We start from the raw sequence: 21,807 nt of genomic DNA, 5'->3' as shown, positions 1-21,807 counted from the left end.
ACCGATCGAACAACGCACAGCTACGACGGCCGACGATCACCTACGGGTGGGATCGAAACGGCCACAGCGGGCGCGTCTCGGCTCGAGTCCGAGACGCGAATCGCCGCGGTACGCTGCTCGGCTCCAAGAGGGCCGCGATCAGCCGTCGTCGGTGTCCTCGGTGACCGTCGTCCAGAAGTGTGCGTCTTCGACGGCGGTGCCCGGCGCTGGGTCGTCCGGGGCGTCCCCGTAGTACAGCAACACGTTTACGCGGACGCTCTCGCCGTCTTCGACGGTCGGCGTCACCTGGTGCTGCGTCCTCGCCGTATCCCCGTCCGCGACCGTCGCGCTCAGTTCCTCGAGCGTCGTCCGCTCGACGACCTCGCCGTCCTCGAGGAGCCCCTGTTGGACGACGGCCGTGTACTCCATTCGTTCTCCTTCTTCGTTCTCGATCGCGATCGTGACCGGTACCGACTCGCCGGGTTCGACCTCGTCCGGGATCGCGCCGGGGACGAGGTCGCCGTCCTCGTCCTCGCTGTAGAGGCCGAGTTCGGTGAACCCACCCGCCGACGCCGGTGCGAACATGCCGAGTAGCAAGGCACCGGACGCGACGACGATTGCACCCACGAGCAGGATCGACGACACCGTCGCGAGGGAGTTTTCCGCCCGGCGAAAGCGGTCGATCGCGGCGATGGGCGAAACGGTGAACCGCTTCCCGGCCGGGGTTCGGAGTCGCCGAACCACGCCCAGCTGTGCGAGTACGACGGTAATCGCAGTCAGCGAGACCGCGATGGGTTCGGTCCCGAGCCCCCAGTCGGTCACGGCCAACGTGAGGACGACCATCGGGACGATGGCGATCGAGAGGACAAACGCCAGGCCAAACCGTTCGACGACCGCGATCCCCCCGGGGGTGGAGTCGAGGCCGTTCGACGCGGCGTCGGGACTGCGGCGTTCGATCGCCGGGAAGAGCACCGAGACGAAGGCGTATCCCGGCAGAAACAACGCGAGGAGGACGGTCCCGAACAGGCGCAGCGGCGTCCCCTCGGGCTGGCCGCCGACGATCGCGTAGGCACCGACCGCCGCGACGGAGACGACGGCGAGGTCGAACGGATACTGTCTGACGTAGCCGACCCCGAGTCGCGTCCACCGGCGGGTACTGAAACTCATCGTCTCACCCGGGAGCGTCGATCGGTCGCCGCGCTCCCCGTTTTCGATCCGATGACCATTATCGGCCGCGTCTTTTCCGGTCCGTTGCTTTGTTATGTCCGGGTTATGTTCCGGTTCGGCGAGCGATGGGTTCGCTCGCCGCTTGTCCGGTCAGGCACGCGATAGATTCCTCGAGACGGCAGCCGGACACTCGGACGGCGATCGGTCGTCGATCGACCCGCCGTCGAGATCGGAGTCGGAATCGTGCCCGAGGCCACACCACTCGCAGAAACCGCGTGATCGGCAGGGCCGTCGCTGTAGCTCTCGATGACGACGCCCTTCCGAAGCGAGTTCAAAAATCGACGTACTGCTCTTCCCACTCGCGACGCTCGTGGATCCGTTCCCGACCGGCCTCGGTAATCGCGTAATAATTGGTTCGTCTATCGAGTTGGCCTTTTTCGACCAGTTCCTTGTTGACCAGCGTATCGAGATTCGGATAGAGTCGTCCGTGATTGATCTCGGAGCTGTAGTATTTCTCCACCTCGTCTTTGACGGATTGGCCCGATGGCCGATCAGCGCCCGCGATCACGTACAGCAAGTCTCGCTGGAAGCCGGTCAGGTCGTGCATCGTTCAATCACGGTGACCGTTCTACTGAACGAATATTTGTTATCCGTCTCGTACAGGCCGGTAGCCAGCCGTTCACGGCACGTAAAAGTGGATTGGGCCTCGCGATCACGCCGATCGCAGTGCCGGCCCGGCCTCCGTAGGGGGTCACCGTCGGAGACGTTCGACTCGAGGGCCGGTGACACTCACTCCGGTGGACTGGGGCGCGTGACGGAGATGCCGTCCACGCCGATCCGGACGCAGAGTTCCTCGATAGTCGCCTCGTACGCGGTCGTGTGTGAACCGTCCTCGTCGAATCGGACGCACTCGGCGATGAGGTTCGCCTCGAGGAGGTTGTTGATCCGTCGGTACACCGTCGCCGACGAGCTATCGGTACGACTGGTCAGTTCCTTCGCCGTCTTGGGTCCCTCGCTCGTCGCGACGAGGATGGTTCGTGCGCACTCGTCGCCGAGGACGTCGAGTTGGGCCGCGGCGTCGACTGTCGGTTCCGTTTGCGTGTTACTTGCTTTCGTTGACATTCAGTAGTCACCCGACTGTCGGTTCGAGAGTCGATCGGTCGCTCGCCGGAGTGGAGACGATTCGCTGTCGGCCGCAGTGTCGCGAACCGGGATCGTTGCTACCAGCATTACGTTCCAACACGACGATCGGTAAGCGATATCGGTATTTTATAACGATGGACCTTATCGAGCGAAAGAATCCCCTTCCTGCGAATAATTTGGACTTACCTCCGCGAAAGCTCTCGTTTCTCCAGTCCCGATCGGCCGCAGTGGTCGCTTTCGACGACGAAACCGGCCTAATCCGTCTGAACTCGCGTTGAAATCCGCCGATCCGCGACTCGACGAATCGACGAGAAGACCGGTCTACGGACGGGAATCGACCGGAAACCGGATATTTCCGTCCGCGGCGGATCACCGTCCGGTGAACGGTCGCTGTCCTTTATTCGGGTCTACTCCCCTCGGTTGTAGTGATGCTCGGGCGCGTACCGGTTCGACGACCGCCACCTGCCGTCGGTGCGGAGGGTAGTCGATCGTTCGAACGGCGGCCGCCGAGGGAACCGAACGCAGCGCTTCGAACGAAGAACCGCTTCGATACCGTCCGCGTACGTCACACGTAACCCATGAGATCACCACAGGAAGACTGGCGACCGATGGAATCGTCGACGGCAGGCCCACGCTGTCGAAACTGCGGCACCCACGTCACCCAGCAGTTCGCCCGCGTCTTCGGGGACAACGGCGACGTCGTTCACGGCTGTCCGTCGTGTACGACCTACCGGGAGATGCAGTCCGGCGGCCACCTGCCGGGCGACCGACGCCGGTAGCGTCCTCGAGACCGTATCGGCCCTTTATTTTCGATTGCGGAAATGCCGGAACGATTACCGGAGGTTAAAGTCGGTGGTCGATGAAGTGGAGAGACAAGATGAGCGACGACGGACGGCCTGCCGAGTACGGGGTCTCCTATTGATAGATGTCCGTGCAGACGAGCCGCTCCGATTCGTTGGAGGAAAGCGAGGTCTTTCACATCCTCGGCAACGATCGACGCCGGGCCATCGTCCAGTTACTCGCGGAGGAATCGGGGCAGGTCGACGTCTCCGACGTCGCCACCGAGATCGCGTCGACGGAGTCCGATACGACGCCGGTGCCGAACAACCTCTACAAGAGCGTCTACGTCTCCCTCCAGCAGACCCACCTCCCGCAACTCGAGGAAGACGCAGTGATCGAGTACGACTCGGACGCGAAGACGATCACGCCCGGTCCCAACTTCGACGACGTCCTCACCTACATCGACGGCCACGGCCAGGATCGGTCGACGGTGTTGCAGCTTCACTTCGGACTCTGTTTGCTCGCACTCGTCGTCATCGCGCTCGCGGGGCTGGACCTCCCGGTGCTCTCGAGTATCGATCCACAGCTCTGGAGCGTTCTCGTGTTGTTGCTGGTCGCGGCGAGTAGCCTCTACCAGCTGTTGACCTGAGCGCTGCCGTCACTCGTTTGGCTGCTCGGGAGACTTCGAGGCCGTCGGTTCGTGGCCCGGGAGACAGACCAGGTTCTCACGCCCGAGCCGGAGTTTCGTGACCTGGCCGTCCTCCTCGAGTTCGGCGAGCAACCGACTCACCTTCGCCTTCGACCAGTCGACGGAGTCGACGATCTGTGACTGCTTCATTCGGCCGCCGTTCTCCCGGATCAACTGCCGGACCCGCTCCCGGTCGGTGACGAACTCCTCTCGATTGGACTCGTGGTCGCCGGCAAACGAGTGGCGTCGCCCGAGCCGATTGCGGGCGACGAGTGCGCCGCCGAGGACGGCGAGGGCGACGATACCGGCGAAGGCAGCCATGTGAGGACCGCCGAGTTGTGACGGGACGAGGGACCCGTCCGACGGCATCAGATCTATCGGAAGAAAGGTATTTACTACGTTCCATATCGAATCGGTAACGTCGTGCATCGGGTCCAGAACCTGAACGTTCATAGCATCTTATTCGGTCTCTACTCGGTCACTCGGTGCGATACTGTCGTGGCCGTCCCACAAAGTGTTTTTTATGGATCATGCGTTGTTATTTCATCTCGACAGTGTTCGACTATCGATCATATTGGCATCCTGTAGCTGTCGCTCGACCGCAGGACGACTCGTGGCCGAGACGGTTACGTCGATGACAGTAGATTCGTTCGACGGATCGAGGTGAGATGGTTGGGGCTGAAACTGCAGTCATCGGTCCACGCGATCGAACTCGTCGCCGAGAGCGGAGATTCGAATCGGATACACCCGGCCGAACGTTCCCCTCGACTGTAGCGGGTTCTGTCCGGGTTGCTCCGGGACGGCCGCATTGTCGGTGGCCGAACAGCTGGGACGGACGCCTCGAGGCGTCAGATGCCCGGGACGCCGATGGCGTCGAACCCGGTGACGCCGATGAACGCCAGCACGTAGAGGACGGCCAGCACCGAAATCCAGGCGATCAGCGTGATCGCTGCCGCGTCGACCCAGCCGCCCGGGTAGCGGGCGTTGATCACGGCCAGGTAGGCGACGAAGACCAGCAGCGGACCCAACAGCGGCACCCAGCCGAAGAAGAAGCCGACCACTGCCCAGACGACGGCACCGATCAGCGCCGTGATGATCGCGTACGTGTAATCCTCGGCGTCGACGATGACCTTCGCGCCCAGATAGATCCCGAGCGCGCCGATCAGCAGGCTGACACCGAAGACGATGAGGCTGTCGATCCCGACCCCGTCCATCTGTAGGGGAACGGCACCGAGACTGGCGGTTTCGATCATAGTCTTCGATAAGGCAGCCGATTCCGTTAGTTATCTCCCACGTACACGAACCTGATCGGCAATGAGAACGTCTCGGAGTAGCGAAATCGGCCGTTCCAAGTGGGCGGCCGAGGCGAAATACGTCTGTACTCGCGGAACGATGACCGACAGTTATCGGCAGCGAATCGTGGCGGACGCGTCCCGGCCGACTGCGACTCTCCGGTTTTCCGTGTCGGGCTGCGTGTGGTTGCTCCTCCACTGTTCCGATACTAACCGGAACGACGACGCGACGGTGAGCGCTGCTCGAGTCCAGTCGCTCGGCGTCTCACAGCGGACTCGGACGGACGACGGTCGAGCCACCGGTATTCGTATCTGAGCGGACGTAACGTGGCGTTACTCGATCGTCGATACGGGGGGTTCGACGGGGTCGATCCGTGCCGGGAGCGCCGCCGGACCGCCCGATGGGCACCCAGCAGAAGCTATATGCACGCCCCTTTACAAGCCTCGCACAATGACCGTGGACCTCGTCGTCCGAAACTGTACCGTCGTCACGGCCGCCGGCCGCGTGCCCGACGCGGGCGTGGCCGTCGAGGACGGCCGGATCGCCGCCGTCGGCCGCCCCGACCACCTCCCCGATGCCGACCGCGTCTTCGACGCCGACGGCAGCGTCCTCGTGCCGGGGATCGTCGACTGTCACATCCACAACCGGGAACCCGGCCTCGAGTACAAGGAAGACTGGGAGTCCGCGACCCGGGCGGCCGCTGCCGGCGGCGTCACGACCGTCGTCGGGATGCCGAACACGGATCCTGTCATCGACCGGCCCGAACACCTCGAGTTGAAGTTCGAACGCGGGGAGGCGTCGGCCCACGTCGACTTCCAGAGCTATGCCGTCGTCACGAGCGAGAACCTCGAGTTGATCCCCGAGATCGACGAGGCGGGCGCGCTCGGGTTCAAGATCTTCCTCGGCTCGACGGTCGGCGACGTGCCGCCGCCGAACGACGGCGAGATCCTCGAGGCGATGGAGCGCATTCGGGAGACCGGCAAGCGACTGGGATTCCACGAGGAGAACGGCGAGATCATCGACCACTACACGGAGCAGTTCCAGGCCGAAGGCCGGAACGACCCGATCGACCACTCCCACTCCCGGCCCGTCATCGCGGAGCAGGAGGCCGTCGAGCGGATGATCACCTTCGCCGAGGAGACCGGTGCGAAGGTCCACATGTTCCACGTGTCGTCCGGATCGGCCGCCGAGGCCGTCGCCCGCGGGAAGGAACGCGGCGTCGACGTCACCGCCGAGACGACGCCCCACTACCTCTGGTTCACCGAGGAGGTGATGCGCGAGACGGGCAATCCCGCCCGCATCCAGCCGCCGATCCGCGACGCCGCCGAGCGCGAGAAGCTCTGGGAGGTCGGCATCGACGGCGAGGCGATCGACTGCATCGCGACGGATCACGCGCCCCACACCCCCCAGGAGAAGAAAGTCGACGATCCCTTCGGCAACACGTGGGACGCTATTTCGGGCTTCGTCGGCCTCGAGACGGAGGTGCCCGCGATGCTCACGTTCGTCGACGAGGACCGCCTCTCGCTCGAAGGGTGGGTCCGTCGGCACTCGACCCGGCCGGCACAGGTCTGGGGAATGTATCCCCGGAAGGGATCGCTACAGGTCGGGACCGACGCCGACTTCACTATCGTCGATCCCGACCGGGAGTGGACGCTCGAGGGGAGCGACGGCCTGCACTCCAAGAACTGCGTGACGCCGTTCGAAGGTGAATCGTTCGTCGGGAAGGCGGTCGCGACCGTCGTCCGCGGCGAGGTCGTCTACGAGGACGGAACCGTCGTCGGCGATCCGGGGTACGGGACCCGGGTCGACGTCGACTGAACCCGACGGGACGCGAGACGAACGCCCGATTGCACGACGTCCTCGCAGCCGCCGTCTCGATGGGTCGAGTGCCGTCGCTTCGGCCGACGAGTTACCACGGATCGGGAGAACGACCCCGGAGTTACTCGAGGTCGGCACCGACGGCCGCTTCGATCGAGTCGAAGCCGTCGCGCTCGAGCAGCGCGACTAACCCGCGATTGATCCGCTTTGCCGTCGTGGGACCCTGGTAGACGAACCCGGTGTAGAGTTGCACGAGCGAGGCCCCCGCGCGGATCTTCGCGTAGGCGCTCTCGGCCGAGTCCACGCCGCCGACGCCGACGATCGGCAGTTCGCCGTCGGTGTACGCCGCGATCGTTCGGATCACGTCGGTCGAGCGATCCGCGATCGGCTTCCCGCTGAGTCCGCCCCACTCCTCGCGATTGGGTGACTCGAGGCCCTCGCGGGACGTAGAGGTGTTGGTCGCGACGATCCCGTCCAGGCCGAACTCCTGGACGATGTCGACGAGGTCCAGCACGGCCTCTTCGGGTTCGTCGGGGCCGATCTTCACCAGAATGGGGACGTCCCACTCGTTTTCCGCCTCGAGCGTCTCGAAGATCGTCCGCAGGTGCTCGGGCGAGGCCTCGTCGAACTCGTCGGGCGTGTTCGGACAGGAGACGTTGACAACGACGTAGTCCGCAAAGGGTGCCAGTCGGACGAAGACGCGCCGGTAGTCCTCGACGGCCTCGCGCTCGTTCGAGGCGTTCATCTTGCCGACGTTGACCCCCAGCGGGATGCGGGGGGTGCCGTCGGCCTCGAGGCGTTCTTTGACCGACTCCATCCCGTGGCCGTTGAACCCCATCCGGTTGATCATTCCCTCGTCCTCCCGAAGTCGGAACAGTCGGGGTCGTTCGTTACCCGCCTGCGGATAGGGCGTCACCGTCCCGATCTCGACGAACCCGAATCCCAGCGCCTCGAGCGCGTGGGTCACCTCGGCGTTCTTGTCGAATCCGGCCGCGACCCCGACCGGATTCGGGAACCGGGTCCCGAACAGATCGACCTCGAGGGCGGGATGCTCGTACCGGTAGGCCGCCCGAAGCGCCTGCCGCGTGGGCCAGGTCGACTGCGCGGCCCGGAGCGTTCGCTTGCCCAGTTCGTGGGCCGTCTCGGCGGGCAACGTGAACGCCAGGGGTCGCACCCGCGAGTACAGCGTCATTGCCGGTATCTAGGGCCGACCAATGGTAAACGTCTCGAAGCGAGACCGATTTCGCGTCTCGTGACTCGCCGTTCCTCTAGACTCGCAATCGTATCATCTCAACCTGATAGTCAGTAGTATGATGTGTTTGGTGATATAGCCGAAGGGACTAGCGTCGGACCGGAGAAACGCGTGTTCAGAAGGATCCTGAGAAACTCGAACCGACGAAACCACGTGACGGAACCGAAGACGACAGCCGAATCAGTCACCGCTCGTGGGCGACTTTCCACAATTCCCGGTATCGACCACGGTAATACGAGGCATTCGAGTCTGGTATATAAATAATTAGGTATGATGGATTTTGTGGCTGGATTCGTACGTTTCTACAGGATCTACTACAGTTCGTTTACGGGGCCGGCGTCCAGCAACTTGCCAACGATCCGTTGGGAGGCTTCCGGGACTCGAGCGGAAATCCCTACCCTGGCTGGTGTGACGTCGTCGTTGCTTTCACAACGATGTAGTTGATCGGGTTGTTGCACATTTACAATGTTGTACGTATATGGCCTCGATATGGAGTACCACGACTCCGAGAAAGCGAAGGCGGTCGCGGGACGGGTAGCAGACTTCATGGAGGAAGTCGTGATCCCGCGCGAACGCGAGGCCATGGCGACGGGCGAGCCTATCCCGATGGACGAGATCGAAGACTGGTGGGAACAGGCCAAGGAGCGCGACCTGTTCGCACCCCAGGTCCCCGAGGAGTACGGCGGGCAGGGACTCGATTTCAGTGACATGCTTCCGTCGTTCGAACAGGTCGGTCGAACGCTGACCGGCGCTGTCGCCATCCGTGCGAACGCACCACAAGAGGGTAACATGCACACCCTCGAGATGGTCGGGACCGAGGAGCAAAAAGAGGAGTACCTCCGCCCGCTCGTCCAGGGCGAACTCCAGTCGGCGTTCGCGATGACCGAACCGATGCAGGGTGGCGGCTCGGACCCGAAGATGCTCCAGAGCACGGCCGTCAAGGACGGCGACGAGTGGGTCGTCAACGCCCACAAGTGGTGGACCTCCGACGGTCTCGAGGCCGATTTCTACCTCGTGATGGCCCGGACCGACCTCGACGCTCACCCCTACGAAGGGACCTCGATCATTCTCGTGCCGGCGGACGCCGACGGCGTCGAGGTCGTCCGAAACGTCCCTCACCTGGGCGGGCACGGCATCACCGAGCGCACGGGCGGCCACGCCGAGGTGAAGTTCGATAACGTCCGCGTCCCCGTCGAGAACACCGTCGGCGAGGAAGGCGAGGGCTTCCGGATCGCCCAGATGCGACTCGGCGGCGGACGGCTCACCCACTGCATGCGCTACTCCGGGATGGCCCAGCGCTCGCTCGAGATCGCGAAGGCCTACCTCCAGGAACGGGAGGCTTTCGGCACCAGCTTGGAGGAGAAGCAGGCGCTGCGCCACCGCATCGCCGACGCCGAGACGCGGTTGCACGCGGCCCGCTGTATGGTCCGCCACGCCGCGCGCGAACTCGACCGCAGCGACGCCCGCATCGAGGTCGCGATGGCGAAGATGTACACGGCGAACGTCACCAACGAGGCGATCGACCTCGCCTTACAGTGCTGCGGCGGCAACGGCATCGGAAAGGACCTGCCGATCGCGTACTTCTACGAGAACGTCCGTGCGTTCCGGATCGTCGACGGTGCCGACGAGGTCCACCGGCGGACCATCGCGCGCTGGGCGTTCGAGGACGTCGACACGTCCGAGGTCGAGAACGCACTGCGATTCGACGAGGACCTGCGGATCGACGAACTCGACGACTAGCCCGCCGCTCTCCGCTGGACCTACCCGGAGGGAGGCGAATCAGTTCCGCGGGAGGCCGTCGATCGTCCGCGCTCGAGCCAGCAGCTCCTCGCGTTCAGGCTCGAGCAGGTAGCCCTGCTCGACCGCCTCGTCGGCCGCCTCGCGCATCAGGGCGACGTACCGGTCGACGGAGCCGTACAGCTCCCGGATCGCCGCGTCGTCGAAGCGGACGGTCGCGCCGAGCAGTTCGGATTCGCCCTCGGCACCGCCGCAGACCTCGTCGCGCGCGTGGTAGGTGGCCACGGGGACGTCGATCGGCGGGTAGCGAACGCCGCCCAAGGCGTTGCCGTACTCGTCGCTGGCGACGTCGTCGCCGTCGTGTTCGATCCGCGGCGGTTCGGGGGGCTTCTCGCCGTGGCGGACCCAGTTGCGCAACCGCTCGACGCCGGCGGCGTAGGCGTACCGCGAGGGCGTGTAGTTCGTCCCGCAGACGCCGTAGACGGCGTCCTCGAGCTGGCCGTACTGGCCCGCGTAGCCGGGGTCCCACTCGGGGTCGTCGCTCGCGAACCAGTCCGGTTCCTCGTCGAAGTCGCGGGCGTTCATCACGTCGTACCAGGCCGACAGCCAGAAGTTGACGTGCGAGGCCCCGGCGACCTCCCAGAGGACGAACGACTTGGTGTTTGGAATCTCCCGTCCGGTTTCCGGATCGAGCCAGGGGGCTTCGTCCTCGCTGTTGAGCCACAGGACCGGCACTGGAGCGTCGACGATCTCCGACGACCCCACCGCGGCCGTCGGCATGAACCCGTCGACCATCCCGTGGACCGGCTGGACGTCCGTGATGTAGGGGTGGAGGAAGCCGGCAGACTGCGACTCCCCGGTCGCGTAGACGTACTCCGTCTCGAGGCCGCCCATGGGGTCGACGTCCGGACTGGCCCGGAGCGCCTTGACTAGCTGCGAGAAGATGTCGAACGCGTACTCGTCGCCCGGGTGGTGGAGGTCGCCGTACCGCGCGGGGTCCCAGGAGACCAGATCCAGTCCCTCGGCCGAGTCGTCGACCCCGACCTTCTGCACGGAGGCGACCACGACGGCGTACCCCTCGCGCATCAGGTAGTCGTAGGCGTTGACCCACGTCACCGGCGCGTCGCGCTGGGTCGAGACGTTGGCCCAGTTGACGACGACGTCGCCGTTGAACGCCTCGGGATCGGCGGGCCGATAGACGAGGATTCGGGTCGCGTAGGAGGCGTGCTCTTCGGGGAGGGCCGGGGCTTCCTCCTCGAAGAATACTGGCGGATGGGTCGTCGGCCGCGCCTCGCCGGCGACCATAAACTCCTCCTCGACGTAGCCGTACTCGGAGACGTCGTGAACCGCCGACGTCTGTGGCTGCCCGGTTGCGTGCCCGCCCGAGAGCCTGCTCACGTGGGGCGTCGGCACCGTTTCGGGGATCTCGTGGTCGTCCCCGCCCGCGAGCACCGTCGGGGTACCCACGACCCCGACGGCCGACGCGACACCGAGACTGCGCAGCACCGTGCGGCGACTGCGACTCCACCGACTGTCGTCTTGGATGGGATCGTCTGACATCGACGGACCGACGTAGCGGTCCCCGCCAATTAATTATTGTTCAGTGAATGACACGTGTTCGGCCGGAGACTGGTCGGGATCGCGGATAATCAGTGCAATACTCGGTTGATAGGGTGGGTTTACACTGGAATCGGCGTTCGGGAGAGCGGTTACACGCGTTCGATGATCGTCGCGATCCCCTGCCCGAATCCGATACACATGGTCGAGAGCGCCCGGTTCTTCCCGGTTCGCTCGAGTTCGTGGGCCAGTTTCGTCAGCAGTGCTGCGCCGGTCGCGCCCAGCGGGTGGCCGTGAGCGATCGCCCCGCCGTTGACGTTGACCCGTTCCCAGGAGACGCCGGTCTCCTCGAGCCAGGCCGCGACGACCGAGGCGAACGCCTCGTTGACCTCGAAGCGGTCGATATCCTCGAGTTCGAGGTCGGTCTTCTCCAGCACGCGCTCGGTGGCCGGAATCGGGCCGGTGAGCATCGTCACGGGGTCGACGCCGACGACCTCGGTCGCGACGATCCGGGCCATCGGTTCCCAGCCGTGTGCCGCGGCGGCTTCCTCGCTGGCGATCAGGAGGGCCGCTGAGCCGTCGACGATGCCCGAGGCGTTGCCGGGGTGGTGGACGCCCTCGCCCTCCTCGCGGAACGACAGCGGCAGGGTCGAGAGCGTCTCGAGGTCGGTGTCGGGGCGGGGGTGTTCGTCCTGCTCGATGGTGAGACCGTCACCATCGAGTTCCGTTTCGACGGGGACGATCTGGTCGTCGTACCGGCCGTCCTCCCAGGCCTCGGCCCACCGGCGCTGGGAGTCGACGGCGAGTTCGTCGAGTTCCCGGCGCGTGAAGCCGTAGTTCTCGGCGATGCGTTCGGCCCCTTCGCCCTGGTGGGTCAACTCGTCGAAGTGCTCGAAGTAGGTGTCCGTGACCGCGCCGTCGCCGTCGACGCCGTCGGCCCCGTCCGATCCCATCGGCACGCGGGTCATGTGCTCGACGCCGCCGGCGACGAGGACGTCGTGCTGGCCGGCCATGACGTTCGTCGCCGCGAAGTTGACCGCCTGCTGGCCGGAGCCACACATCCGATTGAGCTGGACGCCGGGAACGCCGTCGCCCCATCCGGCAACCATCGGCGCGATGCGGCCGATATTGAGTCCCTGTTCGTCGATCGGGGTCACGCAGCCGTAGATCACGTCCTCGACCGTCTCCGGACCGAAGCCGTTTCGCTCCTCGAGGGCCTCGAGCGGTTTCGCGGCCAGGTCCTGCGGATGGGTATCACGGAAGGAGCCGTCTCGCTTGCCGAACGGTGTTCGAACAGCGTCGACGATGACTGCGTCGTTCATACGCCGGCCTACGGCGGCGAACCGGATAGCCGTTCCGTCCCGGAGTCGAGGGCGTCGCCGTAGCCACTCCGTCGATTCCAGCTAGCGTTTTCGAGGAACACAGTTATGGGTTAGGTCTTCGAACGAGTCGGGAAATGACAGTCGAGACAGGAACGCCGGAGCGATGCTCACCCGGACCCCGGGGATCTATCGTGAAGCGACTCGCAGACGGTCTTCCCGCGGGAGGTGACCGCCGTGCCGACTAAACCCCTGTCGGAACTCGAGGGACTGGTCGGGGAGTCGCGGGTGACCGTCGAGGATTTCCGGATCGAACGCGGAAAGGTCGCGGAGTTCGCCCGGGCGATCACGGATCCGAACCCGATTTACTCCGACCCCGACGCCGCTCGCGAGGCAGGTCACGACCGGATTCCCGCGCCGCTGACCTACACGCGCGTGAGTCGGTTTCCCCGATATAGTGCGACCGAGGACGACGGCTACGGCTTCGACCTTGGCTTTCGCCAGGAGTACGTCCTCCACGGCGAACAGGCCTACGAGTACGAACGGCCGCTGTACGTCGGCGACGTGGTGACCGGCGAGACGACCCTCGCGGACGTCTTCCAGCGCGAGGGTGGCCGCGCGGGAACGATGACCTTCGCCGTCTTCGAGACCGAGTACCGCGATCGGGACGGCGACCTCGTCCTCACCGCCCGGGCGACGGCGATCGAAACCGAGGGTGCCGTCGACGATGAGGATAGTACGGACGACGTGGAGACCGACGCCGACGACGAGGAAGGAAGCGAAACCGCAGTGGCCGACCCAGACTCGGTCGACCCCGTTCGCTCGCTCGAGGACCTCGCAGTCGGCGACTCGGGGCCGACGGTCGTGGTGGACGACGTAGAGCGAAAGCACTTCGTCAAGTACGCCGGCGCGAGCGGCGACTTCAACCCGATCCACTACGACGAACCCTACGCCCGGGAAGCGGGCAACCCCAGCGTCTTCGGCCAGGGGATGTTCACCGCCGGCGTCACCTCCCGTGTCGTCACCGACTGGTTCGGTATCGACGCCGTCGACTCCTTCGGCGTCCGCTTCCAGTCGCGGGTCTTCCCCGGCGATACGGTGATCGCGACCGGCGAGGTCGTCGACGTCGGTGATGGGACGGTCGAGGTCGAACTCGAGGCCCGGGCTGACCGCGGCGAGACGCTGCTTTCCGGTACCGCGAGCGCGACCCTCGAGGAGTAACCACCGGGTGGGAAGCGCCGAATCGGTGTATCGTTCGACCAACGATTATGTGGCGGGTCGTCGTATCGTCGAACTATGTCCGACGCCGATCCGGACGAAATCCACGAACAGTTGGTCGACGCCTTCGAGGGCGCGGACTACCCCGTCGAGAACCCGATGGAACTCCTGCCGGCGCTGCCGAACGGTCCGGCGACGACGTTCGAATCGGGCGATTTCTCGATGTCGATCATGCAGATCCAGAGCGCGAGCGAGGGCGATCCCACCGAACGGTTCCCGTACGATAGCCCCGAAGCGATCGCCGACGACATCGTCGAGGGCCTGCAGGAGGCCGGCGAGTTACCCGGCTAAGCCTGCACTCGAGGCTCGTCACGATCGTCTCTCCGTCCGCGAGTTGCCGGCGATGGGGTCCGTCGTCCGTTTCAATCGGCCCGGATCGCGTCCCTCGAGACGTCCGGGTTACGGACGAGCGGGACGGAAACGAGCGTGAGACAGGAGAACACGAGCGCGGCACAGAGGACGTAGGTCCACTGGTAGCCCAACCAGATGTCGACGGCGGGAATCGCGACGAGCGGGCCGAGACTCAACCCGACGTCGCCCATCACGTTGTAGACGCTACCCATTCGGCCGAGTTCGTCGCCGGGGGTGACGTCGCCGAGAATGGCCATCAGGGCGGGTGCGGCGGCACCCATCCCGGCACCGATGAGAACGATCGCCAGGAGTAACGCCTCGATCACCGGGACGTAGGCGACGATCAGGAACCCGGCGGCCATCGATCCGAACGCCGGAACCGTCAACAGCGACCGGTCGGAGATCACGTCGGAGATTCGGCCCGTCACGACCGTCGTCACCCCGGACGTGATCACGCCGACGCCCATCACGACGCCGCTGACGCCGGCCGCTCCGAGCAACGACAGTTCCAGCCCGTAGACGTTCGCGTAGCGGGCCAGCGTCGAGAGGATGATGCCACCCCAGAGGAACTGGACCGTGAAGTTACCGAACCCGATCAAAAGCACTGTCGGACGGCCCCATACCAGGCCCGGCACGTCGCGCAGTCGTGCCGTCTCCGACTCCGTTCCGGAGTGGACCTCGGGCAACACGAGCGTCGCGACGGTGCCCGCGATCAGCGCGAGGACGCCGGCGACGAAAAACGCCGCCTGCATCGAGGCGACGTCCATCATCACGCCCCCGACGACCAGCCCCGTCGGAAAGCCCAGCGACTGGCCGCCGCGCATGTAGCCGACCCACCGGCCCCGGTTCTCACTCGTCGTCACGTACGTCACCGTCGCGAACGCGCCGAGGAAGACGAACGCGCTTCCGATACCCCAGAACAGCCGTGCGAGGACGAAGACGACGCCCGGGAGCGACACCGCTCCCAGAACCGGGACCGTTCCGAAGACGTACGACGGTGCCAGTAAGCCCACGATGTAGCCGAACGGAGCCAGCGCCTGCGTGTACAGGCCGACGATCATCGGCGTTCGCGCACCGTACCGGTCGATGATCGTTCCTGCGGGCGTGTTCATCACCAGCCGCGCGATCCGGTTGGCCGAGAGGATCAGACTCAGCATGACCGCACCGATGAGCAACTCCTCGTCCAGCAAGGGCAGCGTCGGAAACGCGACGCCGGTCGCGACGCCGCCGAAGAAGATTCCCGCGATGACCGCCAGCGAAACGGTCCGAACCTCCGCATCCGAGAACGTCTCCGCCGCAGTCACGGTCCGGTCACGCTCCGCGTCGCCGTGGATCGCTCGAGTCGAGTCCCCGGCCTCCGGTGCCCACCGTGTCGTTCAGCCAGACCGAGCGATCCGTTCATACACGACGGCGTTGTTCGGAAATGCCCAAAAGTGTACGGATCCCGGAACGGTCCTCCGTCGTGAGGGTCCGGCTTGAGACGCACCCTGGATCGACCGCTGTCGCAGGTTCCTTGTAGCCGTTCGTGTTACGACGCGTCATGAACTGCCGTCGTCTCCAGTACCGTGAACCGACCGCGAACGAGCGTCGCCGTCTACAGCCGATCGGTGGGGTGCAGTGGGCATGACCGTCTTCGTCTCTCCGTTCGTAGCCGGCGAGGGGGGATCGGCCCTGACCGACGAGATTCGAGAGCGACGTTCCGATCTGGACCTCGAGCACGTCGAAGACGAGGAAACCTTTGAGGCCCATCTCGACGACGCCGAAGTCGTCATCACACAGCGGCTGTCCGTGGACGTCCTCGAGCGGGCCCCGAACCTGGAGTGGGTCCAGGCGGTGAGCGCCGGGACGGACTCGTACGACCACGACGCGTTCGCCGACCACGACGTCGCACTGACGAACGCCTCGGGCATCCACGCCGAACCGATCGGTCAGCAGGTGCTCGGCTACCTGCTGTACTTCGAACGCGGGTTCGACCGGGCGGTCACTCAGCAACGGCGTCGCGAGTGGGACCGCTACGGGGGCGGCGAACTCGGCGATCGAACCGTCGGCATCGTTGGCGTCGGTGCCATCGGTTCGCAGGTCGCCCGGTACTGTCGCCCCTTCGACGCCCGCGTTCTCGGGGTCAAGCGCGACCCGAGCGACGCACCCGACGCGCTCGAGGCCGTCTACGGGCCCGACGATCTGCCGAGGGTCCTCGCAGAGAGCGACTACCTCGTGCTCGCCTGTCCGCTGACCGACCAGACGCGTGGCCTGATCGACGACGTCGCGCTCGCCACGCTGCCCGACGACGCCGTACTCGTCAACGTTGCCAGGGGCGAGGTCGTCGACCAGAGCGCGCTCGTCGATGCGCTCGAGGCGGACGAGTTGGCCGGGGCCGCGCTGGACGTCTTCGACGAGGAGCCGCTCCCCGAGTCGTCGCCGCTGTGGGACCGCGACGACGTGCTTGTGACGCCCCACATGGCGGGGTCGACGCCCCACTACTGGGAGCGCTGTGCGGACCTGTTCGTCGCGAACTACGAGCGGTTCGTCTCGGGTGAGCCGCTCGAGAATCGCGTCGTCTGATCGCGGAATCGGTTCGAGCCGGGGTTTCAGATCAGTTCGCGGGCGATGGTGCGTTTCTGGATCTCGTCGGTTCCCTCGAAGATGCGATAGACGCGGGCGTTGCGGTAGTGGCGCTCGATCGGCAGATCCTTCATGTAGCCAGCGCCGCCGTGGACCTGCATCGCGACGTCGGCCGCTTTGTTCGCGAGTTTCGCACCCCGCAGTTTGGCCATCGACTCCTCCTTGCGGGCCCGTTCGCCGTTGTCCATCTTCCAGGCGGCGTAGCGGTAGAGCTGGCGGACCTGTTCGATGTCCGTCGCGAGTTCGGCGAGCTGGAAGGAAACGCCCTGACGGTGGCCGATCGGTTTCCCGAAGGTCTCCCGGTCGCGGGCGTACTCGACGGATATGTCGAGCAGGTACTGCGCCGCACCGACGGAGCCTGCGGCGATGTTAATCCGACCGCCGCCGATCCAACTCATCGCCGACTGGAACCCCTGGTCGACCTCCCCGAGCACCTGGTCCTCGGAGACGCGACAGTCGTCGAACCGGAGTTCCGAGTGCGTACCCGGCGTCATCCCCATCGCCCGGTGGATCGTTCCGACCTCGTAGCCGGGGTTGTCGGCGTCCACGAGGAAGCAGGTGATCCCGTGGAGATCCCCGTCGTCGCCGCTCGTTCGGGCGAACACCATCGCGAAGTCGGCGTAGGGACCGTTCGTGATGTAGCACTTCTGTCCGTTGATAACCCACTCGTCACCGTCCCGTTCGGCCCGCGTATCCATGTGATGCGCGTCGCTGCCGTGACCCGGCTCCGTGAGCGCGAAACACGTCGTGATCTCGCCGTCCATCAGCGGATCGAGGTACTCCTCGCGTTGAGCCTCGTCACAGTCGAGCAGGATCGGTGTGGGCCCGCCCGCGCCGCCGAAGATGGCCCGGTGGAACCCCGGGGGTCGGTTCGACAGGTGTTCGCCGACGATGGCGCGCGTGAGGATGTCGACGTCGCCGCCGCCGACCTCCTCCGGCATCGTCATCCCGTAGAAGCCCGCCTCGACGGACTTCTTTCTGATCTGCTCGATCACCTCGCGGTACTCGGGGACCTGTCGGTGGTTCTCGTCGACGATATGTTTCTCGTAATCCGGGCCGAGGAACTCGTCGTACTCCGACTCGAGGGGGGCGACTTCCCGCTCGATGAACTCGTCGATCGCTCGCTTGATCTGGACGGCTTCCGACGGCTCGCTGAAGTCCATAGCCCATATGACAGAACTGCCTATTTAATTGTTGTCGTGTCTCACGGTTGCAACGAACGCAATCCCGGGGGTCGACGGGACCGTCCCACTTCGAACGAACCCGGCATCCGTTCAACAGAACAGAACACATTAGGGGTCCTTCGAGAATGCACACGTATGGACGCAGACGCACGGGACGAGGTCGATCGGATCGACGCCGTGGTGAAGGCTCTCGACATCGTGGAGGCGCTCTGGCAAACCGGCGGTGCCGGGGTGACGGCGCTGGCGGACCGGACCGACCTCGCGAAGAGCACCGTTCACGCGCACCTCCAGACGCTGTACTCCAAGGGCTACGTCGTCCAGGAGGAAGAGGAGTACCGACTGAGCCTCCGGTTTCTCTCCTTCGGCGAGTCGGTCAAACGGGCCGAACCGCTGTACGAGTCGTCCGAATCGGCCGTGGCGGAGCTCGCCGAACGCACCGGTGAACGCGCCTTCTGTTCGACGGAGCAGCACGGACTCGGAACGATCGTCCGCGCTCACGACGGCGAGCGCTCGGTCACGTCCGACATCGACGTCGGAACGCCGACGTACCTCCACTGTTCGGCCGGCGGAAAGGCGATGCTCGCCCACTTCGACGAGTCGAAAGTCGACCGAATCGTCGACGACTGGGGATTGCCGGCGTTCACCGACGAGACGATCACCGATCGCGAGACGCTCGAGACCGAACTCGAGCAGGTGCGTGAGGAGGGCGTCGCCTACAACCACGGCGAGTACCTCCCCGGCGTAAGTGCCGTCGGCGCGCCGATTCTCGACAACGACGGCACGGTCTACGGTGCGGTGGCGATCTCCGGCCCGCAGCAGCGCCTCGAGAACGAGTGGGAAGTGGAGGAGTTGCAGAACCAGTTGCTCTCCGCGACGAACACGATCGAAGTCAACCTGTTGTTCGCATAGTGTTCAGATAGGTCGAACAGATTGGCTACGCCCTCTCGCGTGCTTCCAACGAGCTATTTACAGCCATACGATCGTAACGATCTGTCGGATACCGGCGTCCGCTCCGTACCACTGTGGAACGTGGCCGTTGGTGGTTCTACTCGTTTCCAGCGATCGACGTTCCGTCTCGATTACTACCAAAATGACTATGGTTTTTGTAATTAAACAGTATTATAACACTACCAGAGGAAGTTCCTTCGACGAGAGGCTGATGCTACCGGCCAGTCTCCTCGCGTGTTTGCTGATGTCCGCTCTCCGAATCTGAGGCGGTTGATCGAATGTATTACTACGGACGATCCGACCTAAACTGGCCCGTCTATCGGGACGACCTGGATAGGTCTGATACCCTTCTTCCTCATTTATGAAATTCTAATATCTATGTCATTACCTGGATACTATCTCCCAAACAGTGAGTCTGACGACAGCGACGGAAGCACAGCAGTGTCGTCATCGCAGTTCCAGTCTTCTTCGTTCGGTCGTGTTGAACAACCGTGAGGAAACGATGCCGAGTACCGGGAACTCGGTCGTCCGACCCCATTTCGAAACGAAACCGGATTCCACTGCCGCCTCGAGAAGCTACTTTTACGACAGTTGGCAAGTGGGGAGCGTCTCGCGTGTTTCGACGCTTTCCGAATCCGGTCCGGGCGACCATCCTCTGGATCGGGCTGGCGCTCGCGAAATTCGGCCTGATCGATGCCGAGCGAGCGCGACGGACGGCGGATCTGGCGTGGCCGCGAATCGTCACCGGCCTCGCGCGCATGTCGAAGAGCGCGGTCGACGTGGCGATGGTCGGCGTCGCCGTCGGACCGGCGGCGATCGCCGGCGTGGGCTTTGCATCGCCGTACTGGGGACTGGCGTTTACCGCCGGCGGCGGCGTCGCCGGGGGGACCATCGCGCTCGTCTCACAGCGCTTCGGCGCAGAGGCCTACGACGAGTTGGGCCAGGCGATCCGCTCGAGTGTGCTGCTCGTGGTCGCGTTGACCCTGCCCATTACGGCGGCGTTCTGGTTCTATCCGGAGCAACTCATCTCGCTGGTCAGCAACGATCCGGAGGCGGTCGGTCTGGGTGCACGGTATCTCCAAATCGTCGGTCTCGGCGTCCCGTTCGCCGGCCTCAACCTGATCGGGAGCCGGACGTTCGTCGGGATGGACGACGCCTGGACGCCGATGGTCGTTCGGGCGGGCGGAGCCGTCGCGAACATCGTGCTCAACGCCGTCCTGATCTTCGTCCTCGACCTCGGCGTGGTCGGGGCGGCGCTGGGAACCGTTCTCTCGAACGTCGTCGTGACGGGGACGTTCGCACTGGGGTTGGCCGCGGGCCGACTCCCGGGGATGGCGACCTTCCCCACGAGCGTGGATCCGTTCGGGAGCTACGTCCATCCGGAGACGATCTGGGACCTGACGACGATCGGCCTGCCCGTTCTCGGGACGCGACTGGTCTGGACCGTCGCCGAGTTCCCGCTGCTGGCCATCGTCGACGTCTTCGGCCAGGACACCGTCGCCGCGTACGTCATCACCCGTCGCATCTACGGACTGATGAACACGCCGGGGTGGGGGTTCGGGCTGGCCGCCTCCAGCCTGGTGGGCCAGGAACTCGGAACGGGCGACGAGCGGACGGCGGAGGTGTACGGTCGGGAGATCGTTCGCTTCTCCATCGCCACCTACCTCGTCGCTGCGGCGCTCGTCGCCGTCTTCGCCGAACAGATCGTGCTGCTGTTCGCGGACGATCCCGCCGAACTCGCGGTGCCGACGGCCGTCGCGCTGGTCCACGCGGCCTGCGTCGCCGTGTTGCTCCGGGGTGTCTCGACGGCCGTCGCGGGCGCGCTCGAGGCCAGCGGCGACACGCGGTGGCCGTTCTACGGCCAGTTGCTCGGGATGATCGGGTTCGCTATCCCGCTCGCCTATCTGGGTGCCGTCGGACTCACGATTCCGTCGCTCGAAACGCTGCCCGTCCTCGGTGTGACGACTCCGGAACTGTCGATCCCTGCGATCGGCCTCTGGGGACTCTATCTCTCGTTTTTCGCCGAGACCGCCGCACCCGCGGCGATCAACTACTACCGGTTCTCGACGGGTCGGTGGAAGGTCATCAGCCGAGGGTACCGGCCCGAAACGACCCCGAGCGACGATTGATACGGATTGCTGTACCGATACTGGTGCACCCACGACCCGGGCGGTGGGTGCGCCGAAGCTGATTTGCAGTGAATCGCACGAGGGACCGTCACCGTTCGGGGTGGGGAACGACGACGACCGGCCGCTCGGCCTCGCCGAGAACGGTCGCCGTAGTCGTTCCAACTCCGGGGCCGGCATCCGGGGCACCGCCGTGGACGCCGACGACGAGTTCGTCGACGTCCAACTCGGCCGCGGCCTCGAGTAACACGGTCGCAGGATCGCCGTCCCGGAGGTCGGTCTCGACCTCGCCCACGGCCTGGAGCCTGATCGGCGCGACGTTCAGGGCTTCCCGTCCGTCGCGGCGGGCGTTCGACTCGTCGGGCGGGACCGTCGCGATGACCGTGACGGTGTCGTCGGCCGTCGCCCGATCCTCGAGGTAGTCACAGATCGACGCCGTCGTGTGAACGGAGTCGGTGCCGGCGAGGTAGTGCATACGCGACCTTCGGCGCTGGGAATGAAGAAACCGCCCGAAACGGACGGCTGTTACCGGGCGATATTGCATTCCTGGCCCGTCGTCGGGGTG

Annotated in this window: 19 protein-coding genes and 1 pseudogene; 9 read left to right on the top strand and 11 right to left on the bottom strand. The window is 65.0% G+C overall.

Annotated elements, in window-relative coordinates; genetic code table 11:
• Window positions 1-138 precede the first annotated feature (138 nt).
• The 3 genes from TX79_RS04515 to TX79_RS04505 form a co-directional block, all read right to left on the bottom strand.
• Window positions 139-1,146 (bottom strand): DUF1616 domain-containing protein, encoded by a 1,008-nt coding sequence (locus tag TX79_RS04515; RefSeq protein ID WP_049925953.1) that lies wholly within the window; start codon window positions 1,144-1,146, stop codon window positions 139-141.
• 331 nt (window positions 1,147-1,477) lie between these two features.
• On the bottom strand, window positions 1,478-1,753 hold the full coding sequence (locus TX79_RS04510; RefSeq protein ID WP_049925952.1) for a PadR family transcriptional regulator: 276 nt from the start codon (window positions 1,751-1,753) through the stop codon (window positions 1,478-1,480).
• A gap of 182 nt (window positions 1,754-1,935) precedes the next feature.
• On the bottom strand, window positions 1,936-2,268 hold the full coding sequence (locus tag TX79_RS04505) for a winged helix-turn-helix domain-containing protein (RefSeq protein WP_049925951.1): 333 nt from the start codon (window positions 2,266-2,268) through the stop codon (window positions 1,936-1,938).
• 599 nt (window positions 2,269-2,867) lie between these two features.
• Between TX79_RS04505 and TX79_RS18950 the strand changes: the two genes are divergently transcribed.
• Complete coding sequence (locus tag TX79_RS18950; RefSeq protein ID WP_081655485.1) at window positions 2,868-3,068, top strand: DUF7563 family protein; 201 nt, start codon at window positions 2,868-2,870, stop codon at window positions 3,066-3,068.
• Between the two features lie 146 nt (window positions 3,069-3,214).
• Window positions 3,215-3,718 carry a DUF7344 domain-containing protein gene (locus tag TX79_RS04500; protein ID WP_049925950.1) on the top strand — a complete coding sequence of 168 codons (504 nt, stop codon included), beginning with the start codon at window positions 3,215-3,217 and terminating at the stop codon, window positions 3,716-3,718.
• Between the two features lie 9 nt (window positions 3,719-3,727).
• Here TX79_RS04500 and TX79_RS04495 read toward each other — a convergent pair.
• Together TX79_RS04495 and TX79_RS04490 are read right to left on the bottom strand one after the other, a co-directional pair.
• Window positions 3,728-4,102: pseudogene (locus TX79_RS04495) on the bottom strand (helix-turn-helix transcriptional regulator); the annotation flags it as partial.
• A gap of 503 nt (window positions 4,103-4,605) precedes the next feature.
• Entirely contained in the window at window positions 4,606-5,010 is a 405-nt protein-coding gene (locus TX79_RS04490; protein ID WP_195892456.1) for a hypothetical protein, read from the bottom strand.
• A 490-nt stretch (window positions 5,011-5,500) separates the two neighbouring features.
• Between TX79_RS04490 and allB the strand changes: the two genes are divergently transcribed.
• Window positions 5,501-6,868, top strand: a complete 1,368-nt coding sequence (allB, locus tag TX79_RS04480) for an allantoinase AllB (RefSeq protein WP_049925948.1) — start codon at window positions 5,501-5,503, stop codon at window positions 6,866-6,868.
• A gap of 121 nt (window positions 6,869-6,989) precedes the next feature.
• Here the strand turns inward: allB and TX79_RS04475 are convergent, their stop codons facing one another.
• Window positions 6,990-8,060, bottom strand: a complete 1,071-nt coding sequence (locus TX79_RS04475; RefSeq protein WP_049925946.1) for a quinone-dependent dihydroorotate dehydrogenase — start codon at window positions 8,058-8,060, stop codon at window positions 6,990-6,992.
• A gap of 549 nt (window positions 8,061-8,609) precedes the next feature.
• Between TX79_RS04475 and TX79_RS04470 the strand changes: the two genes are divergently transcribed.
• The gene (locus TX79_RS04470) at window positions 8,610-9,860 is read left to right on the top strand and encodes an acyl-CoA dehydrogenase family protein (protein WP_049925945.1); all 1,251 of its coding nucleotides are present in this window, start codon (window positions 8,610-8,612) and stop codon (window positions 9,858-9,860) included.
• 39 nt (window positions 9,861-9,899) lie between these two features.
• On the opposite strand, the gene TX79_RS04465 is transcribed toward TX79_RS04470, so the two are convergent.
• Both TX79_RS04465 and TX79_RS04460 read right to left on the bottom strand, forming a co-directional pair.
• Window positions 9,900-11,417, bottom strand: a complete 1,518-nt coding sequence (locus tag TX79_RS04465) for an alpha/beta hydrolase domain-containing protein (protein WP_049925944.1) — start codon at window positions 11,415-11,417, stop codon at window positions 9,900-9,902.
• A gap of 149 nt (window positions 11,418-11,566) precedes the next feature.
• Window positions 11,567-12,736: a thiolase family protein gene (locus TX79_RS04460; protein WP_049925942.1), complete on the bottom strand. Its 1,170-nt coding sequence runs from the start codon at window positions 12,734-12,736 to the stop codon at window positions 11,567-11,569.
• A 234-nt stretch (window positions 12,737-12,970) separates the two neighbouring features.
• Here TX79_RS04460 and TX79_RS04455 point away from each other — a divergent pair, with 234 nt between their 5' ends.
• The gene (locus TX79_RS04455; protein ID WP_049928272.1) at window positions 12,971-13,954 is read left to right on the top strand and encodes an FAS1-like dehydratase domain-containing protein; all 984 of its coding nucleotides are present in this window, start codon (window positions 12,971-12,973) and stop codon (window positions 13,952-13,954) included.
• Window positions 13,955-14,029: 75 nt separating this feature from the next.
• Window positions 14,030-14,302, top strand: a complete 273-nt coding sequence (locus TX79_RS04450) for an MTH865 family protein (protein WP_049925941.1) — start codon at window positions 14,030-14,032, stop codon at window positions 14,300-14,302.
• A 71-nt stretch (window positions 14,303-14,373) separates the two neighbouring features.
• Here TX79_RS04450 and TX79_RS04445 read toward each other — a convergent pair whose 3' ends face one another.
• Window positions 14,374-15,666 (bottom strand): MFS transporter, encoded by a 1,293-nt coding sequence (locus TX79_RS04445; protein WP_049925939.1) that lies wholly within the window; start codon window positions 15,664-15,666, stop codon window positions 14,374-14,376.
• Between the two features lie 319 nt (window positions 15,667-15,985).
• Between TX79_RS04445 and TX79_RS04440 the strand changes: the two genes are divergently transcribed.
• Window positions 15,986-16,924 carry a D-2-hydroxyacid dehydrogenase gene (locus TX79_RS04440; RefSeq protein WP_049925938.1) on the top strand — a complete coding sequence of 313 codons (939 nt, stop codon included), beginning with the start codon at window positions 15,986-15,988 and terminating at the stop codon, window positions 16,922-16,924.
• Window positions 16,925-16,950: 26 nt separating this feature from the next.
• On the opposite strand, the gene TX79_RS04435 is transcribed toward TX79_RS04440, so the two are convergent.
• Window positions 16,951-18,147, bottom strand: coding sequence for an acyl-CoA dehydrogenase family protein (locus TX79_RS04435; RefSeq protein ID WP_049925936.1), 1,197 nt, complete (start codon window positions 18,145-18,147; stop codon window positions 16,951-16,953).
• Between the two features lie 156 nt (window positions 18,148-18,303).
• Here TX79_RS04435 and TX79_RS04430 point away from each other — a divergent pair, with 156 nt between their 5' ends.
• Both TX79_RS04430 and TX79_RS04425 read left to right on the top strand, forming a co-directional pair.
• Window positions 18,304-19,077 carry an IclR family transcriptional regulator gene (locus TX79_RS04430; protein WP_049925935.1) on the top strand — a complete coding sequence of 258 codons (774 nt, stop codon included), beginning with the start codon at window positions 18,304-18,306 and terminating at the stop codon, window positions 19,075-19,077.
• Between the two features lie 653 nt (window positions 19,078-19,730).
• Window positions 19,731-21,245 (top strand): MATE family efflux transporter, encoded by a 1,515-nt coding sequence (locus TX79_RS04425; protein ID WP_049925934.1) that lies wholly within the window; start codon window positions 19,731-19,733, stop codon window positions 21,243-21,245.
• A gap of 88 nt (window positions 21,246-21,333) precedes the next feature.
• On the opposite strand, the gene TX79_RS04420 is transcribed toward TX79_RS04425, so the two are convergent.
• Entirely contained in the window at window positions 21,334-21,717 is a 384-nt protein-coding gene (locus TX79_RS04420; protein ID WP_049925933.1) for a universal stress protein, read from the bottom strand.
• Between the last annotated feature and the right edge of the window lie 90 nt (window positions 21,718-21,807).

The organism is Halopiger goleimassiliensis, from assembly GCF_000455345.1.
Classification (GTDB): domain Archaea; phylum Halobacteriota; class Halobacteria; order Halobacteriales; family Natrialbaceae; genus Halopiger_A; species Halopiger_A goleimassiliensis.
This window is presented reverse-complemented; position numbering and strand designations above follow the sequence as displayed.